General features: G+C 53.1%; 23 protein-coding genes. 18 read left to right on the top strand and 5 right to left on the bottom strand.

What is annotated here, in order from left to right:
• Positions 1-47 precede the first annotated feature (47 nt).
• The gene (gene iolC / locus FHD02_RS12090; protein ID WP_220393901.1) at positions 48-1985 is read right to left on the bottom strand and encodes a 5-dehydro-2-deoxygluconokinase; all 1938 of its coding nucleotides are present in this window, start codon (positions 1983-1985) and stop codon (positions 48-50) included.
• A 418-nt stretch (positions 1986-2403) separates the two neighbouring features.
• Here iolC and iolD point away from each other — a divergent pair, with 418 nt between their 5' ends.
• The 5 genes from iolD (at position 2404) to iolH (ending at position 8759) form a co-directional block, all read left to right on the top strand.
• On the top strand, positions 2404-4344 hold the full coding sequence (iolD, locus tag FHD02_RS12085) for a 3D-(3,5/4)-trihydroxycyclohexane-1,2-dione acylhydrolase (decyclizing) (protein ID WP_137360195.1): 1941 nt from the start codon (positions 2404-2406) through the stop codon (positions 4342-4344).
• Positions 4345-4524: 180 nt separating this feature from the next.
• Positions 4525-5547: a D-chiro-inositol-2-dehydrogenase IolG2 gene (iolG2, locus tag FHD02_RS12080; protein ID WP_137360194.1), complete on the top strand. Its 1023-nt coding sequence runs from the start codon at positions 4525-4527 to the stop codon at positions 5545-5547.
• Between the two features lie 72 nt (positions 5548-5619).
• A complete protein-coding gene (locus FHD02_RS12075; RefSeq protein WP_137360193.1) occupies positions 5620-6846 on the top strand; it encodes an MFS transporter in 1227 nt (408 codons plus the stop codon).
• Between the two features lie 160 nt (positions 6847-7006).
• Positions 7007-7822 (top strand): 2-keto-myo-inositol isomerase IolI2, encoded by an 816-nt coding sequence (gene iolI2, locus FHD02_RS12070; protein ID WP_137360192.1) that lies wholly within the window; start codon positions 7007-7009, stop codon positions 7820-7822.
• Positions 7823-7874: 52 nt separating this feature from the next.
• A complete protein-coding gene (gene iolH / locus FHD02_RS12065; protein WP_137360191.1) occupies positions 7875-8759 on the top strand; it encodes a sugar phosphate isomerase/epimerase IolH in 885 nt (294 codons plus the stop codon).
• A gap of 66 nt (positions 8760-8825) precedes the next feature.
• Here iolH and yjgA read toward each other — a convergent pair whose 3' ends face one another.
• Complete coding sequence (yjgA, locus tag FHD02_RS12060) at positions 8826-9377, bottom strand: ribosome biogenesis factor YjgA (RefSeq protein ID WP_038636638.1); 552 nt, start codon at positions 9375-9377, stop codon at positions 8826-8828.
• 95 nt (positions 9378-9472) lie between these two features.
• On the opposite strand from yjgA, the gene pmbA reads away from it, so the two are divergent.
• The 13 genes from pmbA to FHD02_RS11995 all read left to right on the top strand — a co-directional run bounded on the left by pmbA (position 9473) and on the right by FHD02_RS11995 (position 19607).
• Complete coding sequence (gene pmbA / locus FHD02_RS12055) at positions 9473-10825, top strand: metalloprotease PmbA (RefSeq protein ID WP_038636641.1); 1353 nt, start codon at positions 9473-9475, stop codon at positions 10823-10825.
• A gap of 86 nt (positions 10826-10911) precedes the next feature.
• Positions 10912-11298 (top strand): cytochrome b562, encoded by a 387-nt coding sequence (gene cybC / locus FHD02_RS12050; protein ID WP_042312743.1) that lies wholly within the window; start codon positions 10912-10914, stop codon positions 11296-11298.
• A gap of 310 nt (positions 11299-11608) precedes the next feature.
• Positions 11609-11917, top strand: a complete 309-nt coding sequence (locus FHD02_RS12045; RefSeq protein WP_016151467.1) for a PRD domain-containing protein — start codon at positions 11609-11611, stop codon at positions 11915-11917.
• A 10-nt stretch (positions 11918-11927) separates the two neighbouring features.
• Positions 11928-12290 (top strand): SFCGS family glycine-rich protein, encoded by a 363-nt coding sequence (locus FHD02_RS12040; RefSeq protein ID WP_008786042.1) that lies wholly within the window; start codon positions 11928-11930, stop codon positions 12288-12290.
• A 2-nt stretch (positions 12291-12292) separates the two neighbouring features.
• Positions 12293-12592 (top strand): DUF4312 family protein, encoded by a 300-nt coding sequence (locus tag FHD02_RS12035; protein ID WP_220393900.1) that lies wholly within the window; start codon positions 12293-12295, stop codon positions 12590-12592.
• Between the two features lie 22 nt (positions 12593-12614).
• The gene (locus FHD02_RS12030) at positions 12615-13391 is read left to right on the top strand and encodes a DUF4311 domain-containing protein (RefSeq protein WP_006686375.1); all 777 of its coding nucleotides are present in this window, start codon (positions 12615-12617) and stop codon (positions 13389-13391) included.
• Positions 13392-13402: 11 nt separating this feature from the next.
• On the top strand, positions 13403-14047 hold the full coding sequence (locus FHD02_RS12025; protein ID WP_038636652.1) for a DUF4310 family protein: 645 nt from the start codon (positions 13403-13405) through the stop codon (positions 14045-14047).
• Between the two features lie 58 nt (positions 14048-14105).
• A complete protein-coding gene (locus FHD02_RS12020) occupies positions 14106-15239 on the top strand; it encodes an amidohydrolase/deacetylase family metallohydrolase (RefSeq protein ID WP_137360188.1) in 1134 nt (377 codons plus the stop codon).
• A complete protein-coding gene (locus tag FHD02_RS12015) occupies positions 15223-16341 on the top strand; it encodes a DgaE family pyridoxal phosphate-dependent ammonia lyase (RefSeq protein ID WP_220393899.1) in 1119 nt (372 codons plus the stop codon). The genes FHD02_RS12020 and FHD02_RS12015 overlap by 17 nt, the downstream gene beginning before the upstream one ends.
• Positions 16338-17078: a KDGP aldolase family protein gene (locus FHD02_RS12010; protein WP_137360186.1), complete on the top strand. Its 741-nt coding sequence runs from the start codon at positions 16338-16340 to the stop codon at positions 17076-17078. The genes FHD02_RS12015 and FHD02_RS12010 overlap by 4 nt, the downstream gene beginning before the upstream one ends.
• A 21-nt stretch (positions 17079-17099) precedes the next feature.
• Entirely contained in the window at positions 17100-19013 is a 1914-nt protein-coding gene (locus tag FHD02_RS12005; protein WP_137360185.1) for a BglG family transcription antiterminator, read from the top strand.
• 77 nt (positions 19014-19090) lie between these two features.
• Complete coding sequence (locus tag FHD02_RS12000) at positions 19091-19333, top strand: type II toxin-antitoxin system RelB/DinJ family antitoxin (protein ID WP_080203603.1); 243 nt, start codon at positions 19091-19093, stop codon at positions 19331-19333.
• A complete protein-coding gene (locus FHD02_RS11995) occupies positions 19323-19607 on the top strand; it encodes a type II toxin-antitoxin system RelE/ParE family toxin (protein WP_137360184.1) in 285 nt (94 codons plus the stop codon). The genes FHD02_RS12000 and FHD02_RS11995 overlap by 11 nt, the downstream gene beginning before the upstream one ends.
• A 3-nt stretch (positions 19608-19610) precedes the next feature.
• Here the strand turns inward: FHD02_RS11995 and nrdG are convergent, their stop codons facing one another.
• The 3 genes from nrdG to treC all read right to left on the bottom strand — a co-directional run bounded on the left by nrdG (position 19611) and on the right by treC (position 24396).
• Entirely contained in the window at positions 19611-20075 is a 465-nt protein-coding gene (gene nrdG / locus FHD02_RS11990) for an anaerobic ribonucleoside-triphosphate reductase-activating protein (protein WP_079225613.1), read from the bottom strand.
• A 120-nt stretch (positions 20076-20195) separates the two neighbouring features.
• Complete coding sequence (gene nrdD / locus FHD02_RS11985; RefSeq protein ID WP_038636715.1) at positions 20196-22334, bottom strand: anaerobic ribonucleoside-triphosphate reductase; 2139 nt, start codon at positions 22332-22334, stop codon at positions 20196-20198.
• A gap of 409 nt (positions 22335-22743) precedes the next feature.
• On the bottom strand, positions 22744-24396 hold the full coding sequence (treC, locus tag FHD02_RS11980) for an alpha,alpha-phosphotrehalase (RefSeq protein ID WP_220393898.1): 1653 nt from the start codon (positions 24394-24396) through the stop codon (positions 22744-22746).
• Positions 24397-24405 lie beyond the last annotated feature (9 nt).

Here is a 24405-nt window from a genome sequence, read left to right as displayed (position 1 = left end):
AACACGCCCCTTGCTTGATGCAGATACGGGGCGTGATGAGGCAGGCATTAACGTGCCGGGCGGTATTCGCGCCAGTAGTCGATAAGCATGCGGTATTTTTGTTTCACTGTTGTGATAAGTTGTTCATCGTTAAGCTGACCGCTTAACCACTGACGTGACGGTTCGCCAAAGATGGTCCGGCCGACGGCGAAACCTTTCACCCAGGGCATATCCGCTGCTGCGGCGAATCCTGACTTCAGCTCGCTTTCCGGTGCATCCAGGCCAAGTATCAATATGCCGCGACATTCGGGGTCATAATGCTCAATGTGCTGGCTGATTTCTCGCCAACGAGCAGGGCTTAACGGTGGTAGTTTCCACCAGTCCGGCAGGATCCCCAGTTGATAAAAACGTTCCACAATCTGGGGATAGTATTGCTCATTTTGGTCTGCCGCATCGCGTGGCAAGATGACTTCCAGCAGCAGATCGTGACCAGACTGGCAGCAGGCGCGGTAAACCTCGTCAATGAGCGACTCTTGCGCAAGACGTACCGACTCTGCATCGAGTGGATGATAGAAGACCAGGCATTTCACGACGTGCTCTTGCGGCCAACTGACAAGCTGAGAGCCAATATCACCATGTTCCAGCTTCAGCGGATACGAACCGGGCATCTCAACCGGTCGGCCAATCCACCATCCCTGGCCGGTCACGTCGTTAAGCGCCTGCTGACCAAAGGTAGTATCGGCAAGGATGCCGCTATTATTCTGTAAACCTGCCTCTAGCGCCGCCTGACGCGCCCCTTCCAACAGTAGCATCTTCAGGGAGGGGATCGCGGATTCACTGGCGCCGACTTCATTTGCGATATCCACCAGTTGCTTGCGATGGTCAAAGGCGAATACGCACAGCTCCGGCCAGTGCTGTTTACGGGTTGTGACCCGATGAAGATGATTCAGCCGCTGGTCTTTGTCTGGCCGGGTGATGGATTGTTCACGCGCGAGGTAGTCGTCCAGCTCTTTTTTGGTTGGCATGGCGGGGGCACAACCGTGGCGCGATACCACTAACGCGCCGCAGGCGTTAGCATAACGGCAGGCCTGCTCCCAGCTTTCATCGTTCAGGTATCCCCGCAGCAGTCCTGACATAAAGGCATCGCCCGCGCCCAGAACGTTCAGAACGTCTACGCGAACGCCGTTATGCATCTTCACCTGCGACCAGTCATTGGCGATGTTGCCTTCAAATACTGAACAACCCAGCGCGCCGCGTTTGCACACCAGTACGGCCGGGGTCAACTGACGGACGCGCCGCAGGGCGGTCAGCGTGTCGGTACTGCCGCCAGCGATATGGAATTCTTCTTCGGTCCCAACGATCAGATCGAAATGGTGCAATACCTGCTGGAGCTGTTCGGTTACCTGTGATGAGGCGATAAAACGCGTTTCACCGTCTCCTAGCGACGTCAGACCCCACAGCACGGGGCGATAGTCGATATCCAGCGCCCGCCGCAGCCCGTGTTTTTGCGCATACTCCAGCGCTTTAAGAACGGCGGCGCGCGTATTGGGGTGGGAAAGATGGGTGCCGGTGACGGCTAATGCGCGTGAAGAGGCGATGAAATCTTCGCGGATATCCTCGGGTGTGAGCGCCATATCCGCGCAGTTATCGCGGTAGAAGATCAGAGGAAAGGTGTCCTGATCTTTAATGCCGAGGATCACCAGCGCGGTCAGACGATCGCGATCCGACAGCAGGCACTGTGTATCCACACCAACGCGGTTTAATTCTTCACGAACGAAACGTCCCATATGCTCATCGCCGACGCGGGCCAGCATAGCGGAACGTAATCCCTGAATGGCCGTGCCGTAGGCAACATTGCCTGACGAGCCACCTAAATATTTAGCGAAAGTCGTCATATCCTCCAGCCGCGCCCCGATTTGTTGACCATACAAATCAACGGCGACTCGTCCCAGACAGATAACGTCCAGCGGCTTTTGCTCACTACTGACTGCTTTATTCATTGACATATCCCCTAACAGAAGACGGCGTTATTTTTTCTCATACTAAGGTTTGATGATTTCATTTTCAATAAAAATGGAAATAACGTTTTCATTTATTGTTTGAACAAGATCACAGAAATGGCATTTTGTGGCGACGTTTATGAATTGGTATTTGTTGTGAATTTTGTTTTAACTAATTGATTTTTAGTGTTTTAATGTCTTTAAGGATCATGTGGAAGATAAATTTCATTTTCATAAGAAATACGACTAAATGACGAAATTTTTTAACCGTTTTTTGATCTCCTTCCCATAAATGAAATATAAATTCCATATAATCGTGAGGACGGAAATTTTGATCCTATGATAAGTCTCTGTGTTTTTGGGGCTGAAGCGATGCATAAGCAGGCAACGACAGCCGAACGGTTGATAAAAGCAGGTGGGGTACATGAAAACAATCAGGTTGACCATGGCGCAGGCTTTGGTGCGCTTTCTTGATAATCAGTACATCGACGTAGACGGCAGCGAAATCAAATTTGTAAAAGGGATTTTCGCCATTTTTGGCCACGGGAACGTCGTCGGATTGGGGCAAGCGCTGGAAGAGGACTGTGGCCAACTTAGCGTTCATCAAGGGCGTAACGAACAGGGAATGGCGCATATCGCGACGGGATTTGCCCGTCAGATGCGACGCCATCAGATTTATGCCTGCACCTCCTCAGTGGGGCCGGGGGCCGCCAATATGATCACCGCAGCGGCGACCGCGACGGCTAACCGTATTCCACTGCTTTTGCTGCCGGGCGATGTGTACGCATCGCGTCAGCCCGACCCGGTTTTGCAACAGGTTGAACAAGAACACGATCTGACGCTGAGCACCAATGATGCTTTCCGCGCAGTTAGCCGCTACTGGGATCGCATTACGCGTCCGGAACAGCTAATGAGCGCCTGTATCAGCGCGATGCGGGTATTAACCGATCCGGCAGATACGGGGGCCGTGACGCTTTGTCTGCCACAGGATGTGCAGGGTGAAGCCTGGGATTATCCGGACTATTTTTTCGCTCGCCGGGTCTATCGTCTTGAGCGTCACGCACCGACGGAGCCGATGCTGAACGAGGCAGTTGCGCTGATTCGCCGCCACCAGCGGCCGCTGATCGTTTGTGGCGGGGGCGTGAAGTATTCGCAGGCTGAAGAGGCGCTGCTGAGATTTGCCGAACGCTGTCATCTGCCGATTGCTGAAACCCAGGCCGGCAAGGGAGCGCTCAGTTCTGCACATCCGCTGAACGTCGGTGGAATTGGCGAAACTGGTTCACTGGCGGCGAATCTACTGGCGCAGGAGGCCGATTTGATTATCGGTGTGGGGACGCGCTATACCGATTTCACCACCTCCTCAAAGTGGATCTTCCAGAATCCCGAGGTGCGCTATTTGAATATCAACGTTAGCCGCTTTGATGTCTTCAAGCTGGATGGCATACAGATGCAGGGTGACGCGCGCGTCGCCCTGACGCAGCTAAGCGAACGGCTGGCCCGGGAGCATTATGCCTCGCAATGGGGAGAGACTATTCACCGCGTCCGCTCGCAATATATGGCGGAAGTTGAGCGCGTCTATGCTGTGGAATATAGCGGAGAGGACTTCAAACCTGAAATTGAGGATCACATGGATACTCAAAAGGTGTTTGAAGAGTTTAATGAGATTACGCGGTCGTGGTTGACCCAGACGCGCGTGCTGGGCGTGCTTAACCGGATGCTGCCGGAAAACGCGCTGGTGGTGGCGGCGGCGGGCAGCCTGCCGGGTGACCTCCAGCGTGTCTGGCAAAGCCGCGGCGAGAATGATTACCACGTTGAGTACGGCTACTCCTGTATGGGCTACGAAGTCAATGCGGCATTGGGGGCCAAACTGGCGCAGCCAGAGCGCGAGGTGTACAGCTTCGTGGGCGACGGCTCGTTCATGATGTTGCACTCTGAGTTGGTCACTTCCGTCCAGATGGGGAAAAAGATTACCGTCATTTTGCTCGATAACATGACCAACGGTTGTATCAATAATCTGCAAATGGAACACGGTATGGACAGCTACTTCACTGAGTTCCGTTTCCATCAGCAGGAGAGCGGTCGTCAGGAAGGCGGGTTTATCCCGGTCGATTTCGCTCGCATCGCTGAAGGGTATGGCTGTAAAAGCTATCGTGTCACCACCATTGGACAACTGCATGAAGCGTTGGAAGATGCTCGCAAACAGACCGTGAGCACGCTGATAGACATAAAAGTGCTTCCCAAAACGATGGTGCATAAATACCTGAGCTGGTGGCGCGTTGGCGGGGCGCAGGTATCCCGTAGCGAACGCATCCAGGCAGTAGCGAGTATGCTCGAGGAACATATCGGACAGGCCCGGCAGTACTGATTAACTTGTCGTCGTTCAGGTTGCAGACGTGTGGTTATTGTTCTGCAACCTGAACGATGCAGTGCCAACGCATTGATTGCTTTTCAGAACGGCAAAATAAAACGATCCGTTTTTCGCAGAATTACGGATGCTTTTCTTTTGCGGTTTTAAATTTACTATTCATAAGATTAAGAGGTATGAATGAAAAAGCTTCGATGTGGTGTTATTGGCCTCGGTCGGGTAGGTAAAATGCATGTTGAGAATATGTATTTACTGCCTCAATTAGATATTATCTGCGCCGCCGATTATTTTATTGAGGAGATGAGCGATTGGCTTTATTCGGTAAATATAACTTCAGGATATAAAAATTATCAGGAACTTTTACAGCGTGATGATATAGAGGCAGTTTTTATTTTCACCTCAACGGATATGCACGAAGAGATCGTCATGGCGGCAGCACAGGCGGGGAAGCACATTTTTTGTGAAAAACCGCTCAGCATGAATGAAGATGAGCAGGCCTCAATGGCGGTGCTGAGAAAAGTGAAAGAGAAGGGGGTGACGCTGCAAGTTGCCTTTAACCGCCGTTTTGATCCTCAGTTTCACGAGGTCTTTGAGCTGGTGCGCAGCGGCAAGATTGGTCGGCCCCAGATGATAAAAATTACCTCCCGCGATCCGGACCTGCTACCCCATGATCTGATCAAACGTATTGGCGGTCTGATTTTTGACTTCACCATGCATGATTTTGATATGGCTCGTTTTATGATGCAGGATGAAGTCAGCGAAGTCTATGTTAAGGGCAATACGCTGATTGATCCCAGCCTGAAAAATATTGATGATGTTGATACTCTTGCGGTGATGCTGACTTTCAGAAACGGCGGCTACGCGCTCATTGATAACAGCCGTCGGGCAGTATATGGCTATGACCAACGGGTGGAGGTTTTTGGCTCAGAAGGGATGGCGTATGCCGATAACGTTAGTGAATCGACGGTGAAAGTTTTCAATAGCCAGCACTGCGTAATGAAAAATCCCCTTCCTGATTTCACGGTCCGTTATCGAGAAGCTTACCGAACGGAAATATTACACTTTATTGATTCAGTCCTACATCATATGCCGGTTGTCTGTACCGGCGAAGACGCATTATTGGCCCAGCGTATCGCTATTGCCGCGCAGCAATCATTAAAAAGCGGGCTGCCGGTGAAAATAGCAAGCGATATTTATCTTTAACTGCATCTATTAATAAAGAATGAACTCTCGCACTGAAAAGTGTGAGAGCTTTTCTATACCGAGGGTAATAAAATGAAAGAAATGCAGGCAACGCTGCCCCAGACATTTTATATAAAACCAGGTAAGTTTATCTGGAGCTACCTGGGAACATTTTTATTTATGTTGGGCGGCTGTATCGAGAACAGCTGGTTATCAGCCTGGTTAAATACGCAGGGATTTGATCAGGCGCATATCGGGCAGATTTTTGCCGGATATGGGATTGTGGTCGCGATTACCTCCTGGCTATCCGGCGTCTGTGTGGACGTTTTTGGTCCTAAAAAGGTGATGATTGCTGGTTTTATCGTCTATCTTCTGGCTTCCGTCGCGTTTCTGAACTTTGCGCTACCCAGCCATGATTTTGGCGCAATTCTCGTTACCTATATGCTGCGTGGCGTGGGGTATCCGCTGGTCTGTTACTCCTTCCTGGTACGCCTGACCATCCAGTTGGATAATCACCAGCAAGGGATCGGCACCTCGCTGTTTTGGGTGGTCTATAACCTTGGTTTTACCATCATTGGGCCGGTGGTGGCGGCGTCGTTAATTCCTGCGCTAGGGCACATCAACGTGATGTGGGCCGGGATGGGCGTTGCGCTGTTGGGGGTTCTCTTCATGCTGGTGCTGGAACGCAATGAATTCATTCTGAAGCCGCGAACGACACCGGTCTTCAAAGAGTTATCTGCAGGTATCTCTATTATGTATGAACGGCCCCGGATCGGTCTGGCGGTGATTGTCAAAACCATTAACGGTCTTGGCACCTATGGTTTTGTTGTCGTATTACCTCTGTTTTTGCTGGATAAGCATTTTACGCTTGAGGAGTGGGCGAGTATTTGGGGGATTACCTTTATCTCTAACCAGGTCTTCAACATTATCTTTGGCTGGATGGGCGATAAAATTGGTTTTCGCCGAACTATCCAGATTTTTGGCAGCATCCTGACCGGTGTTGCTACGCTGATTGTTTACTGGGTGCCGATGATATGGGGACATAACTATGTCGCCTTTATGCTGGCGATGTGTTTGTGGGGAGCCGGGCTGGCTGGCTTTGTGCCAATGACGCCGCTGGTGCCGATGATGGCGCCGGATAAGAAGGGGGCAGCGAACTCGGCCGTGAACTTTGGCTCCGGCCTGGGGAATTTTGTTGGGCCAGCGCTGGTCTCCGTGCTGGCAGGGTTCGGCACCGGCGTGGTGATGTATACTATGGCGGGGCTCTATTTATTCAGCGGCATCCTGGTGCAATTTCTTAAAGTGCCTGGCGAGAAATAGTTTCAAATATTCTTCAAAAATCCCTTATAGCCTGTGATGTTCATCACTAAATTAAACCGGTTTTTATCAAGATTGATAAAGCCGGTTTTTTCACCCTACGTTAAATTGTACTAACGAATTACGGTTATTTACCCACTCATATGCGTTCAGGGAGAAAATAATGAATATCGAAAAGACACGATTTTGTATTAACCGGAAAATTGCACCGGGCCTAAGCATAGAAGCATTCTTTCGACTGGTTAAGCGTCTTGAATTTAATAAAGTGGAGTTGCGTAATGATATGCCAAGCGGCAGCGTTACTGATACCTTGAATTATAATCAGGTGCGTAACCTGGCGGAAAAGTGTGGACTTGAAATTGTCACAATTAATGCGGTCTATCCCTTCAACCAACTGACCGATGAGGTAGTAAGAAAAACGGAAGAATTATTACGAGACGCGCAGGGAATCGGCGCGCGGGCATTAGTGCTTTGTCCGCTGAATGACGGAACGATTGTGCCGCCGGAGGTTACGGTTGAGGCAATAAAACGACTGAGCGATCTCTTTGCCCGGTATGATATTCAGGGGCTGGTTGAACCTTTGGGATTCCGCATAAGTTCGTTGCGGTCTGCTGTCGGGGCCCAGCAACTGATCCGGGAAGCAGGTTCCCCCTTTAAGGTTTTGCTGGATACCTTCCATCATCATCTGTACGAAGAGGCCGAAAAGGAGTTTGCGTCGCACATTGATATTTCTGCTATCGGGCTGGTGCATTTGTCCGGTGTGGAAGACACCCGACCAACGGAAGCATTGGCTGATGAGCAGCGTATTATGCTGAGCGAAAAGGATGTAATGCGGAATTACCAGCAGGTGCAACGTCTGGAAAATATGGGATATCGCGGTATTTACGCTTTTGAACCTTTTTCTTCCCAGTTGGCTTCCTGGAGTGAGGCGGAAATAGAGGAACAAATTAATCACAGCGTGTCATTGCTGTTGCAATGAAGCAGCTAATTTCCAGGTGACCGTTTTCAGTTTCCGCAGCGTGGTATTCACAATGAAAATTGCTTTTGATGTCGATGTTATTAAAAATTTACCCATTACCCAAATGGTACGGCAGGTTTCCGAGTGGGGATATAAATATATTGAGCAGTCGCCGCACCCGCGTATTAATCCATTTTATAAACACCCTAAAGCTGGTCGCGATACAATGCAGGAATATAAACGCGCCTTGCAGAACTACGGTGTGGAAATCTCATCATTTATTGTGGTTTATCGTTGGTCCGGCCCCGATGAAGAGCGTCGGCGCGCCGCGGTAACCAACTGGAAGCGGATGATTGAGATTGCCGTTGATATGGGCGTACAGGTGATTAATACCGAGCTTTCCGGGACGCCGGATGAGCCGGAGATTTGTGAAGAGATGTGGTATCGCTCCATGGAGGAACTGCTGCCGATCGTGGAACGAGAGGAAATTCGAATCGAAATTCAGTCTCACCCTTGGGATTTCTGCGAACTGAACGATGAGACGGTCGACATGGTGCAGTCTTTGCGTAGTGATAACGTAACCTATCTGTACAGCGCACCGCATGGCTTCTTTTACGATAAAGGGCAGGGCGACGTCGCAAGGATGCTGAACTATGCCGGGGCCGATCTTTCGCATGTTCTGCTGGCCGATACGCACAACCACACGCTCCCCTGCCGCTACATCATGAATCCGCCAGGCGTGAATGCGACGATTCATCAGCACATCGGGCTGGGAGAGGGTGAGGTCGATTTTGAAGCGCTATTCCGGGCGTTGCGTGAAATGGATTTTGCAAACCGCACGTTTAAGGTGGGCGGTGAGGCAATTATCACCACGTCGCTGTTTGGTTACCCTGAAAAAATGAGTATTCAGGCGGTGGAAACACGCGAGCGGATCGAGCGGGAGCTACTCGGACGTTAAAAACGCGTGGATTTGCCTGTACCGCGCCACAGGCTGGCGCGGTCATTTGCGGCAATTACCCTGAAATTAGGCCTCGTTTTCCGCCAGTTCACGCAGGTACTGGAAAATCTGACGCGCTGATTTCGGCGGCTTGTTGCCCGCTTTTTCTTTCCTGGCGTTACGCACCAGCGAACGCAGTTGCTGACGATCGGCATCAGGCCACAGGTTCATCACTTCTTCGATGGCTTCATCGCTACCGTCAACCATACGGTCACGCAGTTGCTCCAGCTTATGGAAGACAACGACCTGCTGGTTGTGGCGGTTTTTCAGCTTGTCCAGCGCCTGACGGATAGGATCAACATCGCGCTGGCGCAACATTTTGCCAATCAGCTGCAGCTGGCGGCGGCGACCTTCCATCTTAATGCGCTGGGCCAGCTCAATGGCGGCACGTAAATCCGCGTCGAGCGGGATTTTATCCAGCGCGTTTTTCCCCAGTTCTACCAGTTCCACACCCAGGCGTTTTAACTCCTCGGCGTCACGTTTTATTTCACTTTTACTGACCCAGATAATTTCATCGTCTTCGTCTTCGATGTCATCACCGGGAACGTCGTCGAGCCAGTCTTCGGGCTGCTTAGTCATGTCAGGCTCCTAAAAAAAAGAGGCTAATGTTACCAGTTAAGATGCGCACTGAAAAACGGTTCTCTGTTAGACTTCAGAGAAACTCTCTCTACATTATGGCATTTGCGATGAAAGTAATCTCACAAGTTGAAGCGCAGCGTAAGATTCTGGAAGAAGCGGTCTCGACGGCTCTGGAATTAGCGTCAGGTAAGTCGGATGGCGCGGAAGTCGCTGTTAGCAAGACCACGGGTATTAGCGTCAGCACCCGTTATGGTGAAGTGGAGAACGTAGAATTCAATAGCGATGGCGCGCTGGGGATTACGGTTTATCACCAGAACCGTAAGGGCAGCGCATCCTCCACCGATTTAAGTCCGCAGGCGATTGCCCGTACCGTCCAGGCCGCGCTGGACATTGCACGCTACACTTCGCCGGATCCGTGCGCGGGCGTGGCAGATAAAGAACTGCTGGCCTTTGATGCGCCCGATTTGGACCTGTTCCACCCTGCGGACGTTTCCCCTGACGAAGCCATCGAACTGGCTGCTCGTGCTGAACAGGCGGCGCTGCAGGCTGATAAGCGTATCACCAATACCGAAGGCGGCAGCTTTAACAGCCACTATGGCATCAAAGTGTTTGGCAACAGCCATGGCATGCTGCAGGGCTACTGCTCCACGCGTCATTCCCTTTCCAGCTGCGTGATCGCGGAAGAAAATGGCGATATGGAGCGTGATTACGCTTACACCATTGGCCGGGCGATGGGCGATCTGCAAACGCCGGAATGGGTAGGGGCAGACTGCGCGCGCCGTACCTTATCTCGCCTGTCTCCGCGTAAGCTTTCCACCATGAAAGCGCCGGTCATTTTCGCCAATGAAGTGGCGACCGGACTGTTCGGACACCTGGTCGGCGCGATTGCTGGTGGCTCCGTATATCGCAAATCTACCTTCCTGCTGGACTCGCTGGGCAAACAAATTCTGCCGGAATGGTTGACCATTGAAGAGCATCCACATCTGCTGAAAGGACTGGCCTCCTCGCCATTTGACAGCGAAGGCGTACGCACAGAGCGCCGTGACATTATTAAAGACGGCATTTTGACCCAGTGGCTGCTGACCAACTACTCTGCCCGTAAGCTGGGGCTGAAGAGCACCGGTCATGCGGGCGGGATTCACAACTGGCGTATTCCTGGACAAGGTCTAAGCTTCGAGCAGATGCTCAAAGAGATGGGCACGGGTCTGGTGGTGACTGAGCTGATGGGGCAGGGCGTAAGCGGCATTACCGGCGATTACTCGCGCGGCGCGGCGGGCTTCTGGGTCGAAAACGGCGAAATTCAGTACCCGGTGAGTGAAATTACCATCGCCGGTAACTTAAAAGAGATGTGGCGTAATATCGTCACCGTCGGCAACGATATTGAAACGCGCAGTAATATTCAGTGTGGTTCGGTCCTGTTGCCGGAGATGAAGATCGCCGGGCAATAATACCCGTCATACTTCAAGCTGTGGCGTGAATTATTGAGGGTATCTGGCGTTTGTTTATTTTTGAATAATAAAAAAGGAAGTGAGCAATGCGTAAACACCTGTTAGCGATCGTCGCAGCTTCAACGCTGGTTCTTGGTTCTTCTGCGTTTGCGGCCGATCTTGATGACGATATGGGGATCCTCAACGACAACCTGAAAATCGTCGAAAAAACGGATAATGCGACTGAGCTGAAAGACGCGTTAACCAAAATGCGTGCAGCCGCGCTGGATGCGCAAAAGGGAACGCCGCCGAAGCTGGAAAACAAATCCCCGGACAGCCCGGAGATGAAGGATTTCCGCCACGGCTTTGACACGCTGATCGGTCAGATCGACGGCGCGTTGAAGCTGGCGAACGAAGGTAAAGTCAAAGAGGCGAAAGCCGTTGCAGAAGACCTGAAAAAAACACGCAACGAAAACCACAAGAAGTTCCGTTAATCTGCTCTGTCCGGCCTGCATAATCGTAGGTCGGATAAGACGCCAAAGGCTATCCCCGTCACATTTTTTCAACTTTAGAGTTAGAGAAATCATTTGTTGAACTGGTTTTTTTCTGCTCATCTCTTGCGATACCCGTCACAGTTTCCCGCCACTAAAGCGCAAATATCGCCTTTTCTGCGGCATAGATCACTATCGCTGCGCCTCTTTCCACTTCGAAGTGGAAAACAACTCGCTACAAACTTTTAACCCCCGCCGCTAATTTACCCTCAGAGCCATTAGTGGGGTAAGACGAGTGAATAACGGAGCTGTAATGAATGACATGGGGGAATCGGTTGAACTGGCCGACCGCATGCTGGCGCAAGTGTATGCCTTGCTGCGTGAACGCCACATTATTCCCAACGCTGTACAGGAACAGATGCTTACGTCGCATGTTCGCGCGATGGCGCACCGCTCGGTAACGGGTGAACCCTTACCAGAAGTCGATGCCAGCTTGTTTGATGAAATATCTGCCGAATCAATGGCGCTTGCCCGCGACGTGGTCGCTGAGTTTGGCAATCTTCCTGAGGAAGAGGCCTGGCTGCTGTCGGTGCACTTCGAAGTCGCGAAAGACAACCTGTAAGGAGCAAAAGATGGAACAAATTACCGTAGTGATTGGCGATCGTCTGGGTAAAGGCCAGAAAGTGGCGGCAGGCGTTGAGAAAGCGGGTGGCCGAGCGGTCGTGGTGCCGGGTGTGGCGGCAGATATGAAGCTGGGCGATGTCATGAAAGCGGAAAACGCCACTTTTGGGATCTCGTTTTGCGGCAGCGGCGGGGCGGGCGCGATTACCGCGCAAACCAAATATGGCTACAAGGCGAAATATGGTATGCGCTCGGTCGATGAAGGGGTAACCGCCATCAATGAAGGCTGCAACGTGCTGGGATTCGGTTTTATGGACAAAGAAGAACTCGGTGAGCGCCTGGTACAGGCGTGGCAAAAGAAATACGGCGCTTAAGCATGAAAGAGCAATTCACCACCACGGTGAGAGTCACGGGCAAGGGGGAGGCCAAAGCGCGCGCCTTTGCCGATGCTCTGAACCACGTTCAGGCTGCGGTGATGAAAGCGTCCCCGCATATCTTACTGCGTATTGAGCCACGGGATGTGCAGGTTGTTCAAGCGCGTGAAACGGTGCGCAAAGAGGTGTTTTTGTTCCTCTTCCTGCGCCGGGAAAGACGCACCTTCAGCGTGGAGCTGGACGTGACCGTCAACGTGACTGCCATCAATCTCAACAAGGTGGATTTCGTTACGCAACGCTGATTCTTTATTAAAAGGCATAATTATGTTCCTGATAATATTAATAAAATCGCTCATCATCGGCGGCCTGGTTGGCGTCGGTGTCGGCGCTGGGGCTGCACGCATGTTTCATGCGCCGACAACTCAAGGGATGGGCGCGTTTCGTACTCTGGGAGAACTGAATTCCTGTGAAGGGGATCCGGCTTCTCACTTCTCGTTCGGCCTGGGCTTTTTCTTTAACGCCTGGGCTTCTTCCGTTGCCGCAGGGGCGTTCACGCAGGACGTCGACCATCGCATTATCCCCAACTGGGGGGCCGCCGCGCTGATGATCAAAAATCGCAACGTTGGTGAAACGCTGCACGATCCTAAGCGCATGGCGATCGCCTGCGGTGTTATCGGCATGATTGTCGTGACCTTCCTGAACCTCACCGCGTCATCCGTACCGGAAGCGCTACAGGTTACTGCCGTTAAGGTGCTGGTGCCCGCGGCTAACCTGCTGGTCAACACCGTGATGCCAGTGATCTTCTGGCTGGCGGCGATTGATGCCGGCAAGAAATCCGGCTTCTGGGCCACCGTTTTCGGTGGTGCAGCACAGCTGATTATGGGCAACGCCGTCCCGGGTCTGGTGCTTGGCATTTTGATCGGCAAAGGTGTTGAAGAGAGCGGCTGGAACCACGTGACGAAAGTGATGATGGTGGCTATCGTCGCGCTGTTCGTCCTGAGCGGATTCTTCCGCGGCTTCGACATGAAGATGATCGAATCCTTCCATCTGACCGTGCCTGACTGGTTGGAACTTATCCACAACTCGCTCAGCGGTAAATAACGGAGGCCATCATGGAACAGAATAAAGGTTTTTGGTTCGCCGACTGGTCATTCCCGATCTTTGTTGGTCTGCTCTCATCCGGCGTGTTTGCCGGAACGCACATGTACTACCTGTACGGTATCGGCGCATTCAACGAAGTGGCGTTCGTGGCGATGTTGAAAGCGGGAATGGACACCGGCTCCTACGGGGCGGTAGCGGCATTTGGCGCCAGCTTCCTGTTTGCCCGCATCATTGAAGGTTCGCTGGTGGGGATTCTGGATATCGGCGGGGCGATCCAGACCGGGGTCGGGTTAGGCGTTCCGGCGCTGCTGCTGGGCGCGGGCATTATCTTCCCGGTCGCCAACTTCGCTGCCTCGCTGGTCACCGGCCTGGTGATTGGTCTGGCGATTGGCTACATCATCATTCTGGCGCGTAAGTTCACCATCAATCAGAGCGACTCAACCTACGGAGCGGACGTGATGATGGGGGCCGGTAACGCTTCTGGCCGCTTCCTCGGTCCCTTGATTATCCTCAGTGCGATGACGGCCTCCATTCCGATTGGCGTCGGTTCACTGCTGGGTGCGCTGCTGTTTTATATCTGGCAAAAACCGATCACCGGCGGGGCGATTCTCGGCGCGATGATCCTCGGTTCCATCTTCCCGATTGCCATTAGCTAACGGTTGATTTGTAGGCCGGATAAAGCGGTTACGCCGCCATCCGGCAAAGGAGAGAACGATGTTTGATTTACTCCTGCGCCATGCGCGTCTGGTCGATGACACGCTGACTAATATTGCCCTTCAGGATGGCAAAATCGCGGCGTTGGGTGACGTTGATGGTCCGGCGCTGAAAACCATTGACCTGCGCGGCGAATGTTACGTTAGCGCGGGTTGGATTGATTCTCACGTTCACTGCTACCCGAAATCGCCGATTTACCATGACGAACCGGACAGTGTGGGTGTTGCCACTGGCGTTACCACCGTGGTGGATGCCGGTAGCACAGGCGCTGATGATATTGACGATTTTTACACGCTGACTCGTGACGCGGCCACCGAGGTTTATGCGCTGCTGAATGTTTCACGCGTTGGGCTTATTGCCCAAAACGAGCTGGCTAACATGGCCAATATTGACGCCGATGCGGTGCGGCAGGCGGTGAAACGTCACCCGGACTTTATCGTCGGCCTGAAGGCGCGCATGAGCAGCAGTGTGGTAGGGGTTAACGGCATCACGCCGCTGGAGCGCGCCAAAGCGATGCAGGCCCAGAACGGTGGCCTGCCGCTGATGGTGCACATCGGCAACAACCCGCCGGATCTGGATGAGATCGCCGAACGCCTCACCGCGGGCGACATTATTACCCACTGCTACAACGGTAAGCCGAACCGCATTCTGACGCCGCAAGGTGAGTTGCGGGCGTCAGTAACGCGGGCGATTTCACGCGGCGTGCGTCTGGACGTTGGGCATGGCACTGCCAGTCTGAGCTTTGCAGTGGCGAAACGCGCCATCAGCCTGGGCATTTTGCCGCACACCATCAGCTCCGATATTTACTGTCGTAACCGTATCAGCGGCCCGGTGCATTCCCTGGCGAATGTAATGTCGAAATTCCTCGCCATTGGCATGTCGCTTCCGCAGGTCATTGAATGCGTTACCGCCCATGCTGCCGATGGTCTGCGCCTGAAACAGAAGGGGCGACTGCAGGTCGGTCTGGATGCCGATTTAACCCTCTTTACGCTGAAACGCCAGCCAACCGTGCTGGTAGATGCCGAAAATGACAGCCTGCAGGCTGAACAACTGCTGGTGCCGCTTGCCGCAATACGTGCGGGCAAGGGCTATATGACCGAACAAGGGAGCGCGGAACATGCCTTCGATTTTTGAAAAATACAATTTAAAACAGGTGATTAACACTTCAGGACGCATGACGGCGCTCGGTGTGTCTACGCCGCGACCCGAAGTGGTTGAGGCCGCAATGGCCGGGATGAACCAATACTTTGAGATGAAAGACCTGGTGAATAAAACCGGTGACTACATCGCGAAATTGCTGGAAGTGGAAGGGGCAACCGTTGTCTCCTGCGCTTCGGCCGGGATTGCCCAGTCGGTCGCGGCTGTGCTGGTTAAAGACAGCGACTGGCTGCTGGAGAACCTGCACGTCACGCCCATCGACAACAACGAAATCGTGTTGCCCAGAGGCCACAACGTCAACTTTGGCGCGCCGGTGGGCACCATGGTAGCGCTTGGCGGCGGCAAGGTCGTAGAAGCCGGTTATGCCAACGAATGTTCCGCAGCGCAGTTAGCGGCAGCCATCACACCGCGCACCGCGGCCATTCTGTATATCAAATCTCACCACTGCGTACAGAAAAGTATGCTCAGCGTGGAGCAGGCTGCGGTGGTGGCGCGCACGCATAATCTACCGCTGATTGTGGACGCGGCGGCGGAAGAAGATTTGCAGTGCTACTACCGCGTGGGCGCAGATCTCGTTATCTATAGCGGTGCGAAGGCAATTGAAGGGCCAACCAGCGGTCTGGTGATCGGTAAAACTCAATACGTTGAGTGGGTAAAACGTCAAACGGCGGGTATTGGCCGGGCAATGAAGGTGGGTAAAGAGGGAATACTTGGCCTGACCTGCGCTATTGAACTGTACCTCAATGCGCAGAAAGAGAGCGGTGCGGAAATGGTCGAGAAAATGACGCCGTTTATTAATACCTTGAATCAGCTTCACGGTGTGAGCGCCCGCGTGGTGTGGGACAGTGCAGGGCGCGACATCGCGCGCACGGAAATTAAGTTTGACGAAGCGGTAACCGGGATTGCCACTGGCGAACTGGTCGACGCGCTGAAGCAAGGGGAGTACGCGATTTACTTCCGTGGTTACAAAGCCAACGAAGGCATTATCGAAGCCGATGTGCGTAGCGTTGATCGCGCGCAACTGGAGATTGTGGCCCGTCGAATTGATGAAGTGATTTCGCAGGAGAAAAAAGCATGAAACTGATCCCTAACTTTTATCGCGACCGCGTCTGCCTGAACGTACTGGCAGGCTCCAAAGAAAATGCTCAGGAGATTTACGCGGCTGCGGAAGGGCACGTGCTGGTTGGCGTATTGTCAAAAAATTACCCGGATGTCGCAAGCGCGGTAACGGATATGCGTGAATACGCGGCGCTTATCGACAATGCGCTCTCCGTGGGGCTGGGGGCGGGCGATCCTAACCAGTCGGCGATGGTCAGTGAAATTTCCCGTCAGATGCAACCACAGCATGTTAATCAGGTCTTTACCGGCGTGGCGACCAGTCGTGCGCTATTGGGCCAGCAGGACACGGTGGTCAACGGTCTGGTTTCACCAACCGGTACGCCGGGGCTGGTAAAGATTTCCACCGGTCCGCTAAGCAGCAAAGAACCGGACGGCATTGTGCCGGTAGAAACCGCCATTGCGCTGCTCAAAGATATGGGCGGTAGCTCAATTAAATACTTCCCGATGGGCGGCCTGCAATGCCGTGACGAATACATCGCGGTCGCCCAGGCCTGCGCGCGTCATGACTTCTGGCTGGAGCCAACGGGCGGGATCGATCTGGATAATTTCAGTGAAATCCTGCAGATCGCCCTCGATGCCGGAGTGAGCAAAATCATTCCTCACATCTATAGTTCGATTATTGATAAGGTGAGTGGTAACACCCGTCCGGACGACGTACGCCAACTGATGGCGATGGCCCGGGCCTGCGTAGGTTAATTGACTGATGAGGAAACTGACGTGCGATTCCCCAACCAACGTTTAGCGCAGCTATTTGGCATGTTGCAAAACGAAGCGCTTCCACAGGACGAGCTGGCGCAGCGGTTGTCGGTTTCCACACGCACCGTACGGGCGGACATCACCGCGTTAAACGCGCTGCTCACCCAGTATGGCGCGCAGTTTGTCCTCAGCCGGGGTAACGGTTATCAGCTCAAAATTGACGATCCGGCAAGTTTTCATGCCCTGCAGACGCAGCAGCCCGACACGTTGCTGCGTATCCCACGCACCAGCCAGGAACGGGTTCACTGGCTGATAGCTCGCTTTCTGACGTCGGCCTTTTCGCTGAAGCTGGAAGATTTGGCTGATGAATGGTTTATCAGCCGCGCGACGCTGCAAAACGATATGGCTGAGGTGCGCGAGCATCTGCAACGTTATCACCTGACGCTGGAAACGCGCCCCCGTCATGGCATGAAGCTGTTCGGCAGCGAGATGGCGATCCGCGCCTGTTTGACCGATCTGCTGTGGATGCTGGCACAGCAGGATCTGCAGCACCCATTGGTGACCGAAGAAGCATTGAACGCCGGGATCCCTGAGCAACTGCAACCCGTTTTGCAGGACATTTTTTCCCGTTTCCATATCCGCCTGACCGATGAGGGCGAGCTGTTTTTGCGCTTGTACTGCGCGGTGGCAGTACGGCGGATTAGCGAAGGGTATCCGCTACCGGAATTTGCCGCAGAGGAAGCCGATCAATCTGTATGCCTGGCCACGCGGGAAATCGCGGCGGTATTGCATCGGTTGGCGGATAAACCGCTCTCCATTTCTGAAGAGAACTGGCTGCAGGTGCATATTGCCGCCCGTCAGGTTCAGGAGATCGCCCCCAGTGCTATTAATGCGGATGATGATGAAGCGTTGGTCAATTACATCCTGCGTTTTATCAATAGCCAGTACAACTACAACCTGTTGAATGACAAACAGTTACATGCTGACCTGCTGACGCATATTAAAACGATGATCACCCGGGTGCGCTACCAGATAATGATCCCCAATCCGCTACTGGAAAATATTAAACAGCACTATCCGATGGCATGGGATATGACGCTGGCCGCCGTCTCGGGATGGGGCAAATATACGCCGTACACCATCAGTGAAAATGAGATTGGTTTCCTCGTCCTGCATATCGGTGTTGGGCTGGAGCGTAGTTACAACATTGGTTATCAAAGGCAACCGAAAGTTCTGCTGGTATGCGATGCCGGAAATGCGATGGCGCGGATGATTGAAGCGGTGCTGGCGCGTAAATATCCGCAGATAGAAATCGTCGATACCGTGACGCTGCGCGACTACGAACAGCGGGAAAGCATCAGCGAAGACTTCGTGATTTCGACCGCGCGAATCGGAGAAAAAGATAAGCCTGTGGTGATGATTGCGCCGTTCCCTACCGATTATCAACTGGAGCAGATTGGCAAACTGGTGCTGGTCGACAGAACCCGTCCGTGGATGCTGAACAAATTTTTCGATGCCGCCCATTTCCGCGTTATCGATGGCCCAATGGATCAACAAACGTTGTTCAATACATTATGCCGTCAGTTGCAGGATGAAGGCTTTGTCGATGCGGAGTTTCTTGATTCGGTTGTCGAGCGTGAGGCCATCGTCAGCACTATGCTGGGTGACGGCATCGCCCTGCCGCACTCCCTCGGTCTGTTGGCAAAGAAAACGGTGGTCTACACCATCCTCGCCCCGCAGGGAATTGCCTGGGGCGATGAAATGGCGCACGTGATCTTCCTGCTCGCCATCAGCAAAAGCGAATACGAAGAAGCGATGGCTATCTACGATATTTTCGTCACTTTCCTGCGCGAACGCGCCATGACGCGGCTCTGCGCGTGCCGGAATTTCACCGAGTTCAAAACGGTCGCGATGGAGTGCGTGAGTCGTTTTTGAGAGGTGTTATCCAGAGTTCGATGTAATGCGAATGTAATGCTAAACTGCATTACACATTCGATTCTACTGGAGGCATAATGGCCACGCTGAACGTCCGTCTGGATGACAAACTCAAAAATGAGGCTTATGCCGTGCTGGAAAAACTGAACATTACTCCAACGGAAGCCGTGCGATTACTGTTCCAGTACGTCGCGGAAACGGGGCGCATGCCAGTGAAAACTGTCACTCTTAGCGACAGTGAAGATGCACTGATTCAGACAGTTCGGGAGAGGTTGTCTTGTCCGCAAAAGGGAATCAAGGTTAGTCTGGATGACTTATGAACTGGAATTCGACCCGAGGGCCTTAAAAGAGTGGCATAAGCTGGGCGATACGGTGAAGGCTCAGTTTAAGAAAAAGTTGGCAGATGTGCTATTGAACCCCAGAATTGACTCTGCCCGTTTAAACGGTCTTCCTGACTGCTATAAAATTAAGCTTAAATCGTCCGGCTATCGTCTGGTGTACCAGGTTCGGGATGCAGTTGTGATTGTGTTTGTTGTCGCGGTCGGCAAGCGAGAACATTCAGCCGTCTATCACGATGCAAACAAACGGCTTTAGCGATCAACGCAAATGATGTACAACCTGGTTGCTGCTGCCGCGCCAGATGAGCGCCGGGTCTTTCAGGTCCTGCACAAATTTACCATCGACCAGCACGTTGATGAGATCGACCACCTGCATTTGCGCGGCGTTGAGTTCATCAAGCTTGTAGCCGGTCCACACCCAGATATCTTTCCCCGGACACTCAGCGTGAATACGCTGTACCAGTTGCAGGATATCCGGCACGTTTTGCGGATGCAGGGGATCGCCACCCGACAGCGAGATCCCCTGACGGTGAATACGCGTGTCGTTCAGATCGGCAATGATCTTATCTTCCATCTCTTTGGTAAACGGCTCGCCGGAATTGAGCCGCCAGGTGCTTTTGTTATAGCAGCCGGGGCATTCGTGCACGCACCCTGACACAAACAGGGTACAGCGGGTTCCTGGGCCGTTGACGATATCGACGGGATAGTATTGATGGTAGCGCATAGCGGGTGTCCAGAAAGCATGTAGGCCGGATAAGGTGCTTGCACCGCATCCGGCAACATTGTGATGCCTGATGACGACGCGATTGCGTCTTATCAGGCCTACGGTCTTTGCAAACGGAAATTAACCGATCTGCCCATTGCCTAAATGCTTCACGCGGCGCTTCACTTCTTCCTGTTTGCCGGCGTTAAACGGACGTGCGTCCGGGCTGCCTAAATAACCGCACACGCGGCGGGTGACCGACACGCGCGCGGCGTCGTGGTTACCACATTTCGGGCAGGTGAAGCCTTTGCTGGTGCACTCGAACTCACCGGTAAAGCCGCACTCGTAGCACTCATCGATTGGCGTGTTGGTTCCGTAATACGGCACGTGCTGATAGCTGTAATCCCAAACATCTTCCAGGGCTTTCAGGTTGTGCTGAATATTCGGGTATTCGCCGTAGCAAATGAAGCCCCCGCTCGCCAGCGGCGGATATGGCGCTTCGAAATCGATCTTATCGTACGGGTTCACCTTCTTCTCCACGTCGAGGTGGAAGCTGTTGGTGTAGTAACCTTTGTCGGTTACGCCTGGCACTACGCCAAACTCGGCGGTATCCAGACGGCAGAAGCGGTCACACAGGTTTTCACTCGGCGTGCTGTACAGGCTAAAGCCGTAGCCAGTCTCATCTTTCCATTGATCGACCGCCTGACGCAGGCGTTCCACAATGGCGATACCTTTGGCGCGCAGCTGCTCGCTGTCATACACATGCTTGTCGCCAAACAGCGCGTTGATGGTTTCGTGAATACCGATGTAGCCCAGAGAGATAGATGCGCGACCGTTTTTAAAGATTTCAGACACGTCATCGTCCGCTTTCAGACGCACGCCGCAGGCACCTTCCATATACAGAATGGGTGCAACGCGGGCTTTTACGCCTTCCAGACGCGCGATACGGGTCATCAGCGCTTTACGCGCCAGCACCAGACGGTCGTCGAGCAGTTTCCAGAAGGTGGCTTCATCGCCATGGGCTTCCAGCGCGATACGCGGCAGGTTGAGGCTGATAACGCCGAGGTTGTTGCGACCATCGTGAACCTGTTCACCGTTCTCGTTTTCCCACACGCCGAGGAAGCTGCGGCAGCCCATTGGTGTTTTGAACGAACCGGTGACTTTGACCACCTGATCGTAGTTCAGGATGTCCGGATACATACGCTTGCTCGCGCACTCCAGCGCCAGCTGCTTGATATCGTAGTTTGGATCGCCAAACTTGTGGTTCAGACCATCGCGAATCGCGAACACCAGTTTCGGGAACACCGCGGTTTTACGGTTTTTACCCAGGCCAGCAATGCGGTTACGTAGAATAGACTGCTGAATCAAACGCGATTCCCAACTGGTTCCCAGGCCAAAACCAAAGGTGACGAACGGCGTCTGACCGTTGGCGGTATGCAGGGTGTTCACTTCATATTCGAGGGACTGGAATGCGTCGTAGCACTCTTTCTCGGTACGAGAATGGGCATAACCGTCGGCGTCCGGGATCTGCCATTCTTCAGCGGTTTTACGATGTTTATTAAAGCTCTCGGTCACGAACGGCGCGAGAACCTCGTCAATACGGTTAATGGTGGTACCGCCATAAATATGGCTGGCAACCTGCGCGATAATTTGCGCGGTCACGGCGGTCGCGGTAGAGATGGATTTTGGCGGTTCAATCTCCGCGTTACCCATCTTAAAGCCCTGCGTCAGCATGCCTTTCAGGTCGATCAGCATGCAGTTGAACATCGGGAAGAACGGCGAGTAGTCGAGATCGTGATAGTGAATATCACCACGCTCGTGCGCCTGGACTACATCACGCGGCAGCAGGTGTTGGCGCGCATAGTGTTTGGCGACGATACCGGCCAGCAGGTCGCGCTGGGTCGGGATCACTTTACTGTCTTTGTTGGCGTTTTCGTTCAGCAGAGCAGAATTGGTTTGCTCAACCAGACCACGAATTTCCTGGTTCAGACGGCCACGTTTTTCACGCTGGATATCACGGTCGTGGCGATATTCGATGTACGCACGGGCGAGTTGTTTGTACGGGCCAGACATCAGCTGGTTTTCTACCGCTGTCTGGATCTCGTTGATATCGACCTGGCTGCGCTCATTCATCAGACTACTAACGACTTCTGCGACGGTGGCACAGTAATCTGCGTCATCGACTCCCGCTGCTTTAGCTGCACGCAGAATGGCTTCTTTGATGCGCTCTGATTTAAACGGCACTTTACAGCCATCTCGTTTCATCACATGCGGTGTCATGATCACTCCATATTTATAAGAACAGGTTATCCACAGAGGTTGGGGAAGCGTCCACGGCTTTATTCATGTCTATTGCCAATGACTTCCCGCAATCCTGACCCACGTTATCCACAATCCCACCGTGAAGCGGTGCATTGTAGTTGTAGCAATTATAGGCGATTAATACAACATATTGGGTCGGCGTGCATTTTAAGTTCTATATGTAGTGATTTGCATCAAGGATGTTTACGATTTTTTTGATGTAGCGCAAAGTAAAAATCGGAGCGTACAGATGACGGGCGCTACAGCCGATTGTAAATTACCCTTGGAAAATTCTGATTATTTATTCAGCAAAAACAGGAAGGTAAGCTGGACGTAGGCAACAACGCCCGGCAGCGCTATACGCACCGGGCTAACAAGAGATTGCAAGCTATTTTTGCACCCACCAGACGGCTTCAAAAGGACGCAGCGTCATGTCACCAGGTTGGCTGGCGACCTCGGCATAGTTGTGCATAAGCACCTGCCAGTTTCCGTTGGTATGAGTCGGTTGCCAGTTCTGGAAGGTATCGCTCAGGTTGGCAATGACCAGCAGCCGCTGTCCTTGCCATTCGCGCTGATAACACCATACGTGTGGGCTGTCTGGTAACAGATCCTGGTAGTCGCCCCAGGTAATAATCGGCTCCGTTTTGCGCAAGGCGATCAGCTTCTGATAGGTGTAAAACACGGAATCGGCGTCATCAAGCGCGGCCGCCACGTTAATATCCGTCGCGTTGTCGCACAGCGCGATCCACGGCTCGGCCTGGGTAAATCCGGCATGTTTGCTGCCGTCCCATTGCATCGGCGTACGGCTGTTATCGCGGGATTTACTGGCGAGGATCGCCAGCAGCTCTTCGGCGTCGCGCCCCTGGCCGTTCAATTCGGCGAACATGTTAAGGCTTTCTACGTCGCGGTAATCGGTAATCTGGCGGAAGTGCGGGTTGGTCATGCCAATCTCTTCCCCCTGGTAGATATAGGGCGTGCCCTGCATGCCGTGCAGCACCATCGCCAGCATTTTGGCGGCTGGCACACGGTATTTCCCTTCCTCGCCAAAACGCGACACGATGCGCGGCTGGTCGTGGTTACACCAGAAAAGCGCGTTCCATGCCTGATTGTGCATCCCTTGCTGCCAGTGGCGGAACAGAGTTTTGAGCGCCACGTAGTCCGGTTTGGCTAACGTCCATTTTTCACCGTTGGGATAATCCACTTTCAGGTGGTGGAAGTTAAAGGTCATCGACAGTTCGCTGCCGTCCAGCGCGGCGTATTGCTGACAATTTTCCAGCGTGGTGGAAGACATTTCGCCGACCGTCATCAGGCTACGTGGGGTGAAGACGTCGCGGTTCATCTCGCGTAAAAACTCATGCGCGCGCGGGCCGTCGGTATAAAAACGGCGGCCATCGCCGTCGGGATCGTTCGGGAAGTCCTGATCTTTGGAGATAAGATTGACTACGTCGAGGCGCAGGCCGTCCACGCCGCGATCGGCCCAGAACTCGCAGACTTTTTTCAGCTCGGCGCGTACCGCCGGGTTTTCCCAGTTCAGGTCGGCCTGCTCTGGGGCAAAGAGATGCAGATAATACTGCTCGCTTTCGGCGTGCCAGCCCCAGGCGCTGCCGCCAAATTTTGACTGCCAGTTGTTCGGCGGGGTGGTCGGTTCGCCGTCGCGCCAGAGATAAAACTGACGATACGGGCTGTCTTTATCCAGCGCCTCACGAAACCAGGAATGCTGGGTTGAGGTGTGGTTAAACACCATATCCAGAATAATGCGTATGCCGCGCGCTTTCGCCGCTGCTACCAGTTCGTCAAAGTCTGCAAGCGTGCCGTAAGCCGGATCGACAGACATGTAGTCGGCGACGTCATAGCCGTTATCAACCTGCGGCGAAATGTAGAAGGGTGTCAACCAGATGGCATCAACGCCCAGTTTTTGCAGATAGTCGAGGCGCTGCGTCACGCCGCGCAAATCACCCGTGCCGCTGCCAGTGGTGTCCTGAAAGCTTTTGGGGTACACCTGATAGATAACGCCGTTTTGCCACCAGTGTGGAATATTCATTGCTGTTTC

Source organism: Citrobacter sp. EC_71 (assembly GCF_019584005.1).
GTDB classification, from domain to species: domain Bacteria; phylum Pseudomonadota; class Gammaproteobacteria; order Enterobacterales; family Enterobacteriaceae; genus Citrobacter; species Citrobacter werkmanii.
This window is presented reverse-complemented; position numbering and strand designations above follow the sequence as displayed.